Raw genomic sequence first — 13,451 nt, forward strand, 5'->3', positions numbered from 1 at the left:
GGCCGCGCCGCCGGCGACCAGAGACACCAGGCCGGTGGCCAGTAACAAGCCTTTGCGTACGTCCTCTACAGACATTCGATCCTCCTGTTTCGTACCGTTTCGAAAGTCAGCGGGCCTCGCCCGCTATCCCACCAACAGCCCGCGCTCCGGATTGGTTCCAAAAAAAATCCGGAACCAAACCGCCCTGTGTCTTGTTGGTACTGGTAACACCGCCGCTGACAGGGCCATTGAACAGGATGAGTTTCGAGCAGCAGATCTGCGACCAGATACCCCACCTGAGACGTTATGCCACGGCGCTGTGCGGCGATCCGGGCGCCGCCGACGACCTGGTCCAGGACTGCCTTGAGCGGGCGCTGCGCAAGCGCCACCTGTGGCGGCCGTCCGGCCGTCTGCGCTCCTGGCTGTTTCGAATGCTGTACCGGCTGTACATCAACCAGCGCACCTCGGCGCCGGTGCGCAAGGAGCAACCGCGCGCGGACGCCGGGCTGGATCAGACCGTGGCCGCCGACCAGGAGGATCACGTCGAGTGCCAGCAGGCACTGGAGGCGCTCGACCAGTTGCCCACCGAGCAACGCGCCGCCCTGCTGCTGGTGGCCCTTGAGAATCCGGGTTACCGTGAGGCGGCACGGATTCTCGGCGTCCGTGTCGGCACGCTGCGTTCACGCCTGTCACGGGCACGGGAAACGTTGCGCCAGGAACGGGACAGGCCCGCGGTCCGGCGACGGACAACGGCGTTGAAACGGGTCAAGTGAGGAGGGACCGATGATCTCGCTCGGCAATCGCAATGCGAAACATGCGGTCACCGATGAAGAGCTGAGCGCCTTCGCGGACGGCCAGCTGCCGCCGCACCGCGCCCGCCGGGTGGCCGCGGAAATCCGTGCCCACCCCCGGTTCGCCGACCGCATCTACGCCTACTGGCGCCGCGAAGCGGCCCTGTGGCGGGCGCTCGACCCGGTATTCCAGGAATCGGTCCCACAGATCGAGGCGCCCCGTGCCCGGCGCTGGCCCGCGGCGGCGGCGCTGATCGTGGCGGCGCTGCTGGTGACCGGCGGCGCCCTGCGCATGGCGGGCTCCGGCCCGGCGCCGGCGCGCTTCGCGGACATGGTGCTGCAAGCCTACATGCAGCCCGCCCGCGCCTCCGGCGAGGTGAGCGGGCCACGGCTGTTCAGCGGCCTGGGCCTGCAACCGCTCTCGCAGAAGCAGCTGCAGCTCGCCGGCCGGGAAATCACCGAGTATCGCTACCACGATGCCGGCTCCAACCGTCTGGCGCTGTATGAAATGGACCACCACACCGCCATCCAGGACGGCTGGTTTCATGTGATGTCCGATAAAAGCGTGCCGCTGGTGCGTTGGCAGCAAGGCGGCAAAAGCTATCTGCTGGTGGGCGATATGGAGCTTGCCGAGCTCACCCGGACCGCCATGGCCATGCAGCAGAAAATCAGCGGCCCGCGCGGCACTTCGGAACAAAGCGTGCCGGCCCCCACCGGCGCGCCCTCCTCCGCTCCCGCCAACGGCACCCCGGCGCCCCAGGACGCCGGCACCTCCCGGTCCAGCCGCCCGGCCGCGGCGGGTAATAATTTCTAGATGCGGCCTTGGTGGGAGCGGGCCCTGCCCGCGAAAGGCTGGCTTAAGCCAGCCGGCAGGATCCCAGAGACGCTGTTTGTGCCGCCGTTAGGCATGTCTCTGGCATCCTGCCGGGAGCTTCGCTCCCTTTCGCGGGCTGGGCCCGCTCGCACAAAAAGTGCTCCGTAGCGGCCGTGATCGCGAAGCCGGTTAATCCTTTAGTGGCCAGTTCTGGAGCACCCGGTAATAACCGTCCGGGGGACTCTCATAAAGCATGACGGAGTTTACCGGGAGGACCCAGGGCCCGGGCGTCGGCTCCGCCTGAAGCGGAGCGGCGGCGCGTGCCAGGGTTACGTGGGGCAGGAATTGCAGCGGTTCGGCTTCGATCCCGGCCTGGCTGAGTACACTCCAGACCTGTTGATGCAAATCCAGCAGCGCGACGTCCCGGCGCGCGTGGGCGGCCCAGATACGGCCGCCCGGTTCGGGAAACGCGTCCACGGTGCTCAAGGTCACGGTAAAGGCCGGGAACCGGGCTAGGGCGTTGTTCAGCGGCGGCAGCAACGGCTCCAGTTGCGATCGCGAGCGCTCGCCGAGAAACGCCAGGGTCAGATGCAGATTGGCCGCCGGCACCGGCCGCGCCGTCGGCGGGACCGGGTTGGCGGTGAGTGTCGCCGCCAGCGCCGGCGGCACCGGAATACCGATAAAACAACGCATGCGTCCTCCCTTCAAAAATGGCCAGGACGAGGCGCCGACGTTAGAATGCCGCCCCCACCCACGGCGTTGGACGCCCTCTATGATGACGCTCCCATGGCGATGATCAACGTTAGCCGCCGCCGCGCCTGTCGTGGTAGCCGGCGGTGAAGCCCGACCAGCCTTTTAAAGGCGCGCTTCTGCTGGTGCTGGGCGAAGGTCTGCTGGCGGTCATGGCGGCGATGATCAAGCATCTCGCCGACACTCTGCCGGTAGAAATGATCGTGTTCGGTCGTAATCTGATCGGCCTGGCGGTGCTGTTGCCGGTGCTGGTGGCCAGTGGCGGTATCCGCGATTTGCGCACCAGCCACCTGCGGCTGCACTTTATCCGCGGCTTCACCGGCGTCACCGCCATGTTCTGCTTCTTTTTCACCATCGCCCATATTCCGCTGGCGGAAGCGGTGCTGGTGAAGATGACGGTGCCCTTCTTTCTGCCGCTGGTGGCCTGGCTGTGGCTCAACGACCGTATCAGCGGGCATACCTGGGCGGCGATTGTACTCGGCTTTGTCGGCGTCGGCGTCATCCTGCGCGCCGATGAGGGCGTGGTGGATCCGGTGATGCTGGTGGCCCTGGCCGGCGCCGCGATCATGAGCGTGGCCAAGGTGAGCATCCGGCGCATGGCGGCCAGCGAACCCCCGCACCGGGTGGTGTTCTACTTCTCCCTGTTCGCCACCCTGCTGTCGGCGCTATTGCTGCTGCGCGTGCAGCAGATGCCCACCGGCACCGAAATGCTCTGGTTGCTGGCGATCGGCAGCGTGGCGATCGCCGGGCAGTTCGCCATGACCACCGCCTACCAGCTGGCCCGCCCCGGCCAGGTGGGCGTGTACAACTACTCCGCGGTGGTGTGGGCGGCGTTCCTGGGCTGGCTGTTCTGGGGCGAGACCCTGGTGCTGTCCACGGTGCTCGGCACCCTGTTGATCATCGGCGCCGGTATCTGGAATCTGAAGTCCCGATAGAGCGGGTTGCTACAAAATTTGACCTTCACGGTGGTGCCAAACGGAAACCGAGCAACTAAGCTGACTTTCCGTCTTGAACGGAACAATAACAACCCGGAGGAAACGGAATGGCCATCCGACTGTTAATGCTGGCGGCGACGCTGGTGCTGCTGGCCGGCTGCGAAAGCAGCCAGCGGTGGGTTTACCACCAGGGAATGGATTTTGAAAAATGGCGCGCCGGGCTCGAAGAGCACACCGTCTCCACCGACGACGGCCTGCGCTGGCGGGTGCTGCAATCCAGCGACGCCGACCAGGCCCCGGCGGTGCTGCTGATCCACGGCTTCGGCGCCGATTCGCGCAACTGGGTGCGCTTCGCCAACGAACTGGAAGGCGACTACCGTTTCGTGATTCCCGACCTGCCCGGCCACGGCAACACCGAGCCGCGCACCACCAACATGGATTACGGTATCAGTGAGCAGGCCGAGCGCCTGTTCCGCCTGCTCGACGCCCTGCAGGTGGAGCGCGCCCACGTGGCCGGCAACTCCATGGGCGGCGCCATCGCCATCGAGATGGCCCGGCGCCAGCCGGACCGGCTCCGCTCCCTGGGCCTGGTGGATGCCGCCGGCATCACCCTGCAGACACCGGAATTTCTCAATGTGCTGGAGCAGTCGGACAGCAACCCGCTGATTCCGCACAGCGCCGAGGATTTCCGCACCACCCTGGACTGGGCCAGCGAACGCTCCGTGGGCATTCCCGATTTCGCCATCACGCTGATGGGCGAGGAGAAAGCCGCCAACGCGGACGTGGCGGAAAAGGTGTGGCAGGACATCAATCTGGACCCGGCCATGCGCCTGCAGGGGCGCGGCGTGCTGCCGGAAATCAAAACCTCGACGCTGATTCTGTGGGGCCGCGAGGACGCCCTGCTGGGCGTCGACAATGTGGAGGTGTTCCAGCGCGAGCTGCCTAACAGCCGCGCGGTGATCCTCGAAGGCGTCGGCCATGTGCCGATGGCGGAAGCCCTGGAGGAGAGCGCCGAAGCGTTCCGCGCCTTCTGGCAGGACATCGACGGCTGAGCCGGAGGCGGCGCACCGGCCTTGAACCGCCGGCCGCGCCGCCGTAGTGTTTGCGCTTCCCCTTTCGGCGCCGGAAAACTCCATGCCCCTTGATACACCCCAGCCCCCGCGTATCAAACGCGGTGAAGCTCACACGGTTCACACCCGCGGCCTGACGTTGCTGCGCAGCGGCCACCGTGAAATCAGAAAGCTGAAACGCGCCAACCACGTGCCCACCATCCACGGCAATAAGGTGTGGAACTCCAGTTTTCTGATCATGGATCAACTGACACGGGAAAAAGGCCCGCTCCGGCTCACCGCCGACAGCCACCTGATGGACATCGGCTGTGGCTGGGGGCCGCTGGCGATTTTCGCCGCCAAGCGTTTCCGTTGCCGGGTCACCGCCGTGGACGCGGACGCCGACGTGTTCCCCTACCTGGATCTGCACGCCGCCATCAACCGTGTTCAGGTGGACACCCTGCGTTGCCGCTTCGAGCGCCTTACCAAGCAGCGCCTCGCCGACGTGGATATGATCACCGGCGCCGACATCTGTTTCTGGGATGAGCTCACGCCGGTGCTGTTCAATCTGATCCGGCGCGCCCTGGACCAGGACGTGAAGCGAATCATCATCGCCGACCCCGGGCGGTCGCCGTTCTATGATCTGGCCGAGCGCTGCCAGGCCCGTTTCAACGCCCGCGTGGTGGAGCGCCGCACGCAGACGCCGCGCGCGCTGAGCGCCGATCTTCTGATCGTCGACCGGGATTGAAAAGCGGCTCACTGGCGCCACCTTAGAGTCAGGTTGTTTTCAGCTTTGCAATGAGTCGAGCCCATGAGTCAGGAAGAACATCAAACCACGGTTGACGAAGGAACTCCGCAGGGCGCCCTGGCGCTGCCCGATCAGAATCTGCCGCAACGGGTGTATTTGATCCCGGTCCGGGACCGTCCGTTCATGCCCGGTCTGGTGCAGCCGCTGCTGCTGGACCAGGAGCAGTGGCGCGCCACCCTGGAGCGCGTCGGGCAGACCCCGCACCACGCGCTGGGCCTGATCTACATCGGCGACCGGGACCCGGACGACGTGAGCGTGGAGGATTTCCCCGAGTACGGCTGTCTGGTCAAGGTGCACGCGGTCAATCATGAAGACCAGCAGCTGCAGGTGGTGGCCCAGGGCCTGGCCCGTTTCCGGGTGCAGGGCTACCTGAGCCGCAAGCGCCCGTTCATGGCGGAAGTGACCTACCCCACTTCCCGCGATGAGCTGGACGACAGCCTGCGCGCCTACGGCATGGCGATCATCAACACCATCAAGGAACTGCTGCCCCTCAACCCCTTGTACAACGAAGGGCTCAAGCACTACCTGCAGAACTTTTCGCCCCGTGATCCCTCGCCGCTGACCGATTTCGCCGCCTCCCTGACCAGCGCCAGCGGCGACGAGTTGCAGGGCATTCTGGAAACCGTGTCCTTGAAAACACGCATGGAGCGCGTGCTGACACTGGTCAAGAAAGAAGTGGAAGTGGCGCGCCTGCAGAACCAGATTCGCGAGGAAGTGAACGAAAAGATCAGCAAGCACCAGCGCGAATTCTTCCTCAAGGAGCAGCTCAAGGTGATCCAGCGGGAGCTGGGCCTGGAGAAAGACGACCGCACCGCCGACGCCGACGAATTCCGCGAGCGGCTTGAGGCGTTGAACCCGCCCGAGGCGGTGACCCGGCGCTTCGAAGAGGAGCTGCGCAAGTTCAACGTGCTGGAATCCGGCTCGCCGGAATACGCGGTGACCCGCAATTATCTAGACTGGCTGACCAGCGTGCCCTGGGGCCAGTACTCCGAGGACAACCTCGACCTGGGCCACGCGCGCCGGACGCTGGAGGAGCACCACAGCGGCCTCAACGACGTGAAGGACCGCATTGTCGAGTTCCTGGCCGTGGGCGCCATGCGCGGCGAGGTGAAAGGCTCGATTCTGCTGCTGGTGGGGCCACCCGGCGTGGGCAAGACCAGCATCGGAAAGTCCATCGGTGAAGCCCTGGGGCGGGAGTTCTACCGTCTCAGCCTGGGCGGCATGCGCGACGAGGCGGAGATCAAAGGCCACCGCCGCACCTACATCGGCGCCATGCCGGGCAAGCTCACCCAGGCGCTCAAGGACGCCGGCACCAGCAACCCGGTGATCATGCTGGATGAGATCGACAAACTGGGCCAGTCCTTCCAGGGCGACCCGGCGTCGGCTCTGCTGGAAGTGCTGGACCCGGAACAGAACCAGGATTTCCTGGACCACTATCTGGACCAGCGGCTCGATCTCAGCCACTGCCTGTTCGTGTGCACCGCCAACACGCTGGATTCGATTCCCGGCCCGCTGCTGGACCGCATGGAAACCATCCGGCTGAGCGGCTACATCACCGAAGAGAAAGTGGAGATCGCCCGCGACCATCTGTGGCCGCGCGCCCTGGAGCGGGCCGGCGTGAAACCGTCGCAGCTGAAGATCAGCGACAGCGTGCTGCGCCAGATCGCCGACGGCTACGCCCGCGAGGCCGGCGTCCGCAACCTGGAAAAGCAGCTGAATAAAATCATCCGCAAGGCGGCGGTGCGTCTGCTCTCCGGCGAGAAGAAGATCAGCATCACCGGTAAGAATCTGGAGGATTTCCTCGGCCAGCCCTACTTCCAGAAAGAGAAAGCCCAGCGCGGCGTGGGCGTGGTCACCGGCCTGGCCTGGACCGCCATGGGCGGCGCCACCCTGTCGGTGGAAGCAAGCCGGGTGCACAGCCAACGGCGCGGCTTCAAGCAGACCGGCCAGCTCGGCGATGTGATGAAGGAATCCGCGGAGATCGCCTACAGCTATGTGGCCGGGCATCTCAAGACGTTCGGCGTGGACGAGGATTGGTTCGACGAGTCCTTCGTGCATCTGCACGTGCCCGAGGGCGCCACGCCCAAGGACGGCCCCAGCGCCGGCGTTACCATGGCCACCGCGCTGGTGTCCCTGGCCACCGGCAAGCGGCTGCCGCGCAAGCTGGCGATGACCGGCGAGCTGACGCTGACCGGCCAGGTTCTGGCGGTGGGCGGCATCCGCGAAAAGGTGATCGCCGCCCGGCGCGCCGGTATCCGCGAGCTGATTCTGCCCAAGGCCTGCGAACGGGATTACCAGGAGCTGCCCGACTACATCAAGGACGGCATGACGGTGCACTTCGCCCAGCGCTACCAGGATGTCCATGACGTGGTCTGGGGTTGAATCGGGCCGGCGGCGGCTGACCCGCGCGGAGCAGCCGCCGCGCTATCTGGTGCCCGAATGCCGGGAAGCGATCGGCGTGATCCACCGGGACGACGACATCCTGGTGATCAACAAGCCGGCGTTCCTGCTCAGCGTGCCCGGCCGCGCGCCGGAGAACAGCGACTGCGTCACCCGCCGTTTGAAGCAGGATTACCCGGATCTGCGTCTGGTGCACCGGCTCGACCTGGATACCTCCGGCCTGATGGTGCTGGCCCTGCACCGGCGGGCGCAAAGCAATCTCAGCCGCGCGTTTCAGAACCGTCAGGTGGAAAAGCAGTATCAGGCGGTGGTCGCCGGGCAGGTGGCCGAGGACAGCGGCGAGGTGGCGCTGCCGTTGATCGCCGACTGGCCCAACCGTCCGCTGCAAAAGGTGTGCTTCGACACCGGCAAGCCCGCCCTCACCCACTGGCGGGTGCTGGCCCGCTACCCGGACCGCGACGCCACCCGGCTGGCCCTGCGCCCGGTCACCGGCCGCACCCACCAGCTGCGCATTCATTGCTGCCAGATCGGCCATCCGATTCTCGGCTGCGACCTGTACGCGCCGTCGGAGATTCTCAATCGCAGCGACCGTTTATTACTGCACGCCGAACGTCTGGCGTTCAACCATCCGTGTACCGGTCTGTGGCGGGAGTTCTATTCCCCGGCGCCGTTCTAGTGTGAACCGGCGCTAGGCCCAGTCGTCGCCGTAGTCGTGCAGCAACTCCTGGCCGGCCTTGATGTTCTTCAGCGCCACCACGGTCAGGTCGTCGTAGTAAGCCACATTGGGTTTCTTGGCGTGGTTGATGAAACGCAGATCGCAAAGCACGCGGTAGCGTTCCTTGCCTTCGTCGTCGAGCCACAGCACGTAGGGGCCGTCGCCCTTGGCGGCTTGTGTCTTCAATACACCCAGCACCGTGTCGCGGGAAATCGGCGCCCGCGCGAACAGGCCGCGGCCGTGCACCGGGCTTTCCTTCACTTCCACCAGATCCTTGCGCACAAAGGGTTTATCCATACCGTTCACGCTTGCAGTAGTCATCGGGGCCGTGGCATCTTGCCAGAAAAGCCGCCCGGACGCATGGCATGGGATTCGCCGATTACCCCTTCACTTCGCGCTACCTGACCGTCGACGGTCACCGCCTTCACTACATCGACGAGGGCCGGGGCCCGACCCTGCTGTTCCTGCACGGCAACCCCACCAGCAGCTACCTGTGGCGCAACGTGATCAAGCCGCTGACCGCCCACTACCGTTGCGTGGCGCTGGACCTGATCGGTTTCGGCAAAAGCGACAAACCGGATCTCGACTACCGCTTTCTGACCCATTATCACTTCCTGCACGAATTCGTCGGCGCGCTCGAGCTCAGCGACATCACCCTGGTGCTGCACGACTGGGGCGGGCCGCTCGGCTTTCGTCTCGCCCAGCACCAGCCGGAGCGGGTCAGCGCACTCTGCTTCATGGAAACCTTCCCCTTCACCTTCGACTGGCACGAGTTTCCGCCGGCGGCGCGGCCGCTGTTCTTCGCGTTCCGGCAGCGGCGGCTGAGCTACTGGCTGCTGCAACGGCAGAACCTGTTCGTCGATGTGGTGCTGCGCTTCAGCACCCGGCGCCGGCTGCCGCGCAGTGTGCTGGCCGCCTACCGGGCGCCGTTTCCGGACGCGCGCAGCCGCTACCCGATCCGGGTGTTCCCCGGCGAGCTGCCGATCAACGACCGGCGCACCGAGACCTGGGCCGCCATCCAGGACATCGAGCAGCGCCTGGAGCGCATGCCGCAGCCCATGCTGCTGCTGCAGTTCCACCCCGGCGCGGTGCTCAGCCGCACCCGAGTGGCCTGGCTCAGCCAGCGCATCCCCCATCTGGACGTGGTCGATTGCGGTCGCGGCCTGCACTATGTGCAGGAAGACAACCCGGACGCCATCGCCAGCGCGCTGGCGGACTGGTGCCGCCAACGGACACCGTCGGCGGCCACCGGCGCGCCGGTGGTGGCGGTGGAGGACAAAACATTCAGCGGCACGCTGCACTGGGCCTTCGCCCGGGCCCGTCCGGCCGACCGCGACGAAGGCCTGGTGGCGGCCTGGTCCGACCGGGGCCTGGTGATGCTGAGCTTCGCCGACGACGCGGACGACGGACAACGCCAGGTGTCGGAACGCTTTCCCGCCTGCCGGCTGGAGCGCACCGACGACGCCCGCATCGCCGGCCTGTTCACGGCTTCCGGTCACACCCCGCTGCATTTGATCGGCACCGATTTCCAGCGCCGCGTGTGGCGCGCCCTGCTCGAGGTGCCCGCCGGCACCACCAGTGACTACGCCGCCCTCGCCGCCCGCGTGGGCAGCCAGGCGCGGGCGGTGGGCGGCGCCGTGGCCGCCAACCGGATCGCCGTGCTGGTGCCCTGCCACCGGGTGGTGCCGCGCGCCGGCGGCGCCGGCGCCTATCACTGGGGCCAGGACCGTAAACGGGCGCTGCTGGCCGCCGAAGGCGCGGCGCCATAACCGCGTGCCCGGGTCGGGAATCCTGATATTATTGGCTGGCGGCGCCCCTTACACGGGGTTACCCTGGGCCGCCCGGTGCCCCCGCATCAGTGGGCGAACGCCGTGAACGGATTTTCGAGCAGTTTTACTAAGGAGTAGCTCCAGCATGAAACGCTTGTCTCTGCCCGTGGTGGCGGCCCTGGTCCTCACCGCCTGCGCCACCTCCCCCCTGGGACGCCAGCAATTTCTGTTTTTGCCGGCCGCGGAAATGGATCAAATGGGCGCCACGGCCTACAACGAAATGAAAGAGCAGCAGCCCACGGTCACCGGCACCGCCGAATCCCGCTATGTGGAATGCGTGGCCGAAGCCATCGTCGCCGTGGTGGATTCCGACCAGCAGTGGGAAGTGACCGTATTCGAGGACGACAGCGCCAACGCCTTCGCCCTGCCCGGCGGCAAGATCGGCGTGCACACCGGCTTGCTGAAAGTGGCCGATAACCAGGACCAGCTCGCCGCCGTGATCGGCCACGAAGTGGGCCATGTGCTCGCCCAGCACTCCAACGAGCGCATGTCGATCCAGTACGCCACCCAGACCGGCACCCAGCTGGTGGCCGCCCTGGCCGGCGGCGACAGCGCCGAGAAGCAGACGCTGATGGGCCTGCTCGGTGTCGGCGCCCAGTACGGCGTGCAGTTGCCGTTCAGCCGCAAGCACGAAGCCGAGGCCGACGTGATCGGCCTGGATCTGATGGCGGAAGCGGGCTTCGACCCGCGCCAGAGCGTCAACCTGTGGCAGAACATGGCCGCCAACAGCGGCGGTTCACCGCCGGAGTTCCTGTCCACCCACCCCAGCAACCAGACCCGCATCGAGGGCCTGCAGGCGCGCATCCCCGAAGCCATGCCGCTGTACCAGCAGGCGCAGTCCGCCGGCCGCACGCCCAACTGCGGCTGACGCCGGTCTTACAGGCATAAAAAAAGGGCCCTTGAAGGGCCCTTTTTTTAGCCGCGCGAGCACTTACTGGTAGTAAGCGTTCTCGGTGACACTGGGGTCGGTCTTGTCGCGGATGACGGTGAGTTCCGGCAGCTGCTCCATGAGGGTGCGCTCGACGCCGTCCTTGAGGGTCACGTCGACCACCGAGCAGCCCTGGCAGCCGCCGCCGAATTCCAGCACCGCCACGTTGTCCTCGGTGAGCTCCAGCAGCTGCACGTTGCCGCCGTGGGCGGCCAGGTTCGGGTTGATCTCGGAATACAGCACATAGTTGATGCGCTCTTCCAGGGTGGCGTCCGCGCTGATGTCCGGCACCCGGGACTTGGGCGCCCGGAAGGTCAGCTGACCGCCCATGGAGTCTTTCTTGAAGTCGATCACCGCGTCTTCCAGGTAGCGCACGCTCTTGCCTTCCACGAAGGCGTGGAAGCCTTCGTATTGGTAGCGCTCGTCGCCCTCTTCCTGTTCGCCTTCGGGGCAGTAGGCCATGCAGCACTCCGCGTGGGGGGTGCCGGGGCGTTCCACGAAAATGCGTACGCCGATGTCTCCCTGGTCCTGCCGGGACAGCAGGTCGCGCAGGTACTCTTGAGCGGAATCTGTGATTCGGATCAGGGGTTCGGTCATGCCGATTCTCGGTTGCGAATTTCCTGACTATTTTAGTCAAGTATTCGCGCGTTGCAATGGCCGTGACGCAACTGGCGTGATCCGGCGCTGGGGTCGATTCCGGCTTTCTGCTAAGGTGCCCGCTTCCTCGACGTGGGGCAGTATCCAGCGTGCTTAACCTTTCCCGCAGCCGGCGCATTCTCGCCCTGGCGCTACCGATCATGGCCGCCATGGCCAGCCAGAGCCTGATGAACCTGGTGGACGCCGCCATGGTCGGCAGCCTGGGCGGCGAGGCGCTGGCCGGCGTGGGCCTGGGCGGCTACGCCAGTTTTATCGCCATCAGCATGGTGATCGGCCTGGGCGCCGGGGTCCAGGCCATGGTGGCGCGCCGCAAGGGTGAGCGCGACCGGGCCAACTACGCGGTGCCGCTGAACGCCGGCCTGGTGCTGGGGCTGGCGTTCGCGATTCCGATCTCAGTGATTTTCGCCCTGGCCAGCGCGCCGATGATGGCCTTTCTGGCGCCCACCTCCGGGGTCGCCGAGGTGGGCAGCGACTATTTCGACATGCGGCTGCTCAGTGTCTGGGCGGTGGCGATGAACTTCAGCTACCGGGGCTATTGGAACGGCATCAACCGCTCCGGCGTCTACATGCGCACCCTGGTGATCACCCATGTCGCCAACGTGATCTTCAGCTACGGCCTGATCTTCGGCGCCTGGGGCCTGCCGGCGCTGGGCGGCGCCGGCGCGGGCCTGGGCACCAGCCTGGCGCTTTACCTGGGCAGCGCGCTCTACCTGCTTCAGACCTGGCGAGCGGCCCGGGAACACGGCTTCCTGCGCGCCCGCCCCAGCCGCGCCACCCTGCGCAATATTCTGCGCATCAGCCTGCCCAACGGCGTGCAGCAGTTCTTTTTCGCCACCGGCCTGACCGTGCTGTTCTGGATTATCGGCCGGGTGGGCGCCGACGAGGTGGCGGTGGCGCACATCCTGATCACGCTGATCCTGTTCCTGATTCTGCCGGCCATCGGGCTGGGCCTGTCGGCGGCGTCGCTGGTGGGCCAGGCGCTGGGGCGGCGGGACGCCGACGACGCCTACCGCTGGGGCTGGGACGTGACCCGGCTGGCGGTGTCGCTGCTGTTCGTGCTGGCGCTGCCCATGTGGCTGGTGCCGGACCTGATTCTCGGCCTGTTCCTGAAACAGCCGGCGCTGGTGGAGCTGGGCCGCGCGCCGCTGATGATCACCGGCCTGGCGATCTGCCTGGACGGCGTGGCGATCATTTTCACCCAGGCGCTGCTGGGCGCCGGGGCGGCCCGCTCGGTGATGGTGGTGACCCTCGCCGTGCAGTGGTTTTTCTTTCTGCCGCTGGCCTATATCATCGGCCCCGTGCTGGGCTACGGGCTGCTCGGCATCTGGCTGGCCCAGGCGTTTCAGCGGCTGATTACATCTTTATTGCTGAGCGGCCTATGGATTAAGCGCGGCTGGGCCCATATAGAGCTATGAGGTGACCATGAGCGAGCAACACAAGCACGACCCGGATACCGACGACCGGCAGGACGACCACGAGCGCCCGGGCTTTTTCCAGGTGCTGCACAGCGTGCTGGCGGCGATTTTCGGCGTGCAGAGCAGCGGCAACCGCGAGCGCGACTTCAAGAAAGGCAGCGCCGGCGACTATATCGGCGTCTATGTGGTGATCGTGATCGCCATCGTGATCGCCATGTTCGTGGTGGTGAACATGGTCCTCAGCGCCGCTGGTTCATAGCCCCGGGAACTAGCGATATAGCAATATATTTCTTTTATGTATAAGCCCACTTTGCTACATTTCCCGCCAAATCATGGTGGTAAAGAGAAATATTCTTTACAAATCAACGAATTAAACACGGC

Annotated in this window: 14 protein-coding genes; 11 read left to right on the forward strand and 3 right to left on the reverse strand. The window is 65.8% G+C overall.

Annotation, left to right across the window (positions count from 1 at the left end; genetic code table 11):
• Positions 1-236: 236 nt before the first annotated feature.
• A complete protein-coding gene (locus tag ACEQZD_RS04910) occupies positions 237-752 on the forward strand; it encodes a sigma-70 family RNA polymerase sigma factor (protein ID WP_194855887.1) in 516 nt (171 codons plus the stop codon).
• A gap of 10 nt (positions 753-762) precedes the next feature.
• A complete protein-coding gene (locus ACEQZD_RS04915; protein WP_370184363.1) occupies positions 763-1,584 on the forward strand; it encodes an anti-sigma factor in 822 nt (273 codons plus the stop codon).
• 189 nt (positions 1,585-1,773) lie between these two features.
• On the opposite strand, the gene thpR is transcribed toward ACEQZD_RS04915, so the two are convergent.
• Entirely contained in the window at positions 1,774-2,277 is a 504-nt protein-coding gene (gene thpR, locus ACEQZD_RS04920) for an RNA 2',3'-cyclic phosphodiesterase (protein WP_142949858.1), read from the reverse strand.
• A gap of 143 nt (positions 2,278-2,420) precedes the next feature.
• Between thpR and ACEQZD_RS04925 the strand changes: the two genes are divergently transcribed.
• The 5 genes from ACEQZD_RS04925 to ACEQZD_RS04945 all read left to right on the forward strand — a co-directional run bounded on the left by ACEQZD_RS04925 (position 2,421) and on the right by ACEQZD_RS04945 (position 8,202).
• Positions 2,421-3,269, forward strand: a complete 849-nt coding sequence (locus tag ACEQZD_RS04925; RefSeq protein ID WP_142949859.1) for a DMT family transporter — start codon at positions 2,421-2,423, stop codon at positions 3,267-3,269.
• Between the two features lie 107 nt (positions 3,270-3,376).
• Positions 3,377-4,321 carry an alpha/beta fold hydrolase gene (locus ACEQZD_RS04930; RefSeq protein ID WP_142949860.1) on the forward strand — a complete coding sequence of 315 codons (945 nt, stop codon included), beginning with the start codon at positions 3,377-3,379 and terminating at the stop codon, positions 4,319-4,321.
• An 82-nt stretch (positions 4,322-4,403) separates the two neighbouring features.
• Positions 4,404-5,066, forward strand: coding sequence for a methyltransferase (locus tag ACEQZD_RS04935; RefSeq protein ID WP_142949861.1), 663 nt, complete (start codon positions 4,404-4,406; stop codon positions 5,064-5,066).
• A gap of 63 nt (positions 5,067-5,129) precedes the next feature.
• Complete coding sequence (lon, locus tag ACEQZD_RS04940; RefSeq protein ID WP_142949862.1) at positions 5,130-7,508, forward strand: endopeptidase La; 2,379 nt, start codon at positions 5,130-5,132, stop codon at positions 7,506-7,508.
• Positions 7,489-8,202, forward strand: a complete 714-nt coding sequence (locus tag ACEQZD_RS04945) for an RluA family pseudouridine synthase (protein WP_142949863.1) — start codon at positions 7,489-7,491, stop codon at positions 8,200-8,202. The genes lon and ACEQZD_RS04945 overlap by 20 nt, the downstream gene beginning before the upstream one ends.
• A 12-nt stretch (positions 8,203-8,214) precedes the next feature.
• On the opposite strand, the gene ACEQZD_RS04950 is transcribed toward ACEQZD_RS04945, so the two are convergent.
• Positions 8,215-8,538, reverse strand: a complete 324-nt coding sequence (locus ACEQZD_RS04950; protein WP_142949864.1) for an SET domain-containing protein — start codon at positions 8,536-8,538, stop codon at positions 8,215-8,217.
• Positions 8,539-8,606: 68 nt separating this feature from the next.
• Here ACEQZD_RS04950 and ACEQZD_RS04955 point away from each other — a divergent pair, with 68 nt between their 5' ends.
• Entirely contained in the window at positions 8,607-10,010 is a 1,404-nt protein-coding gene (locus ACEQZD_RS04955; RefSeq protein WP_370184368.1) for a haloalkane dehalogenase, read from the forward strand.
• A 145-nt stretch (positions 10,011-10,155) separates the two neighbouring features.
• Positions 10,156-10,938, forward strand: coding sequence for a M48 family metallopeptidase (locus tag ACEQZD_RS04960; protein ID WP_142949866.1), 783 nt, complete (start codon positions 10,156-10,158; stop codon positions 10,936-10,938).
• 63 nt (positions 10,939-11,001) lie between these two features.
• On the opposite strand, the gene nfuA is transcribed toward ACEQZD_RS04960, so the two are convergent.
• Positions 11,002-11,595 (reverse strand): Fe-S biogenesis protein NfuA, encoded by a 594-nt coding sequence (gene nfuA / locus ACEQZD_RS04965; protein ID WP_370184371.1) that lies wholly within the window; start codon positions 11,593-11,595, stop codon positions 11,002-11,004.
• 149 nt (positions 11,596-11,744) lie between these two features.
• On the opposite strand from nfuA, the gene ACEQZD_RS04970 reads away from it, so the two are divergent.
• Positions 11,745-13,070: an MATE family efflux transporter gene (locus tag ACEQZD_RS04970; protein WP_142949868.1), complete on the forward strand. Its 1,326-nt coding sequence runs from the start codon at positions 11,745-11,747 to the stop codon at positions 13,068-13,070.
• A gap of 7 nt (positions 13,071-13,077) precedes the next feature.
• Positions 13,078-13,329 carry a DUF2970 domain-containing protein gene (locus ACEQZD_RS04975; protein WP_142949869.1) on the forward strand — a complete coding sequence of 84 codons (252 nt, stop codon included), beginning with the start codon at positions 13,078-13,080 and terminating at the stop codon, positions 13,327-13,329.
• The last annotated feature ends 122 nt before the right edge of the window (positions 13,330-13,451 follow it).

Origin of the sequence: Alloalcanivorax sp. (assembly GCF_964221125.1) — a bacterium.
Taxonomy (GTDB): Bacteria; Pseudomonadota; Gammaproteobacteria; order Pseudomonadales; family Alcanivoracaceae; genus Alloalcanivorax; species Alloalcanivorax venustensis.

Coding starts and splice junctions, on each gene's coding strand:
- ACEQZD_RS04910 (WP_194855887.1), top strand. CDS start 237: ATGAGTTTCGAGCAGCAGATCTGCGACCAGATACCCCACCTGAGACGT.
- ACEQZD_RS04915 (WP_370184363.1), top strand. CDS start 763: ATGATCTCGCTCGGCAATCGCAATGCGAAACATGCGGTCACCGATGAA.
- thpR (WP_142949858.1), bottom strand. CDS start 2,277: ATGCGTTGTTTTATCGGTATTCCGGTGCCGCCGGCGCTGGCGGCGACA.
- ACEQZD_RS04930 (WP_142949860.1), top strand. CDS start 3,377: ATGGCCATCCGACTGTTAATGCTGGCGGCGACGCTGGTGCTGCTGGCC.
- ACEQZD_RS04935 (WP_142949861.1), top strand. CDS start 4,404: ATGCCCCTTGATACACCCCAGCCCCCGCGTATCAAACGCGGTGAAGCT.
- lon (WP_142949862.1), top strand. CDS start 5,130: ATGAGTCAGGAAGAACATCAAACCACGGTTGACGAAGGAACTCCGCAG.
- ACEQZD_RS04945 (WP_142949863.1), top strand. CDS start 7,489: ATGACGTGGTCTGGGGTTGAATCGGGCCGGCGGCGGCTGACCCGCGCG.
- ACEQZD_RS04950 (WP_142949864.1), bottom strand. CDS start 8,538: ATGGATAAACCCTTTGTGCGCAAGGATCTGGTGGAAGTGAAGGAAAGC.
- ACEQZD_RS04955 (WP_370184368.1), top strand. CDS start 8,607: ATGGGATTCGCCGATTACCCCTTCACTTCGCGCTACCTGACCGTCGAC.
- ACEQZD_RS04960 (WP_142949866.1), top strand. CDS start 10,156: ATGAAACGCTTGTCTCTGCCCGTGGTGGCGGCCCTGGTCCTCACCGCC.
- nfuA (WP_370184371.1), bottom strand. CDS start 11,595: ATGACCGAACCCCTGATCCGAATCACAGATTCCGCTCAAGAGTACCTG.
- ACEQZD_RS04975 (WP_142949869.1), top strand. CDS start 13,078: ATGAGCGAGCAACACAAGCACGACCCGGATACCGACGACCGGCAGGAC.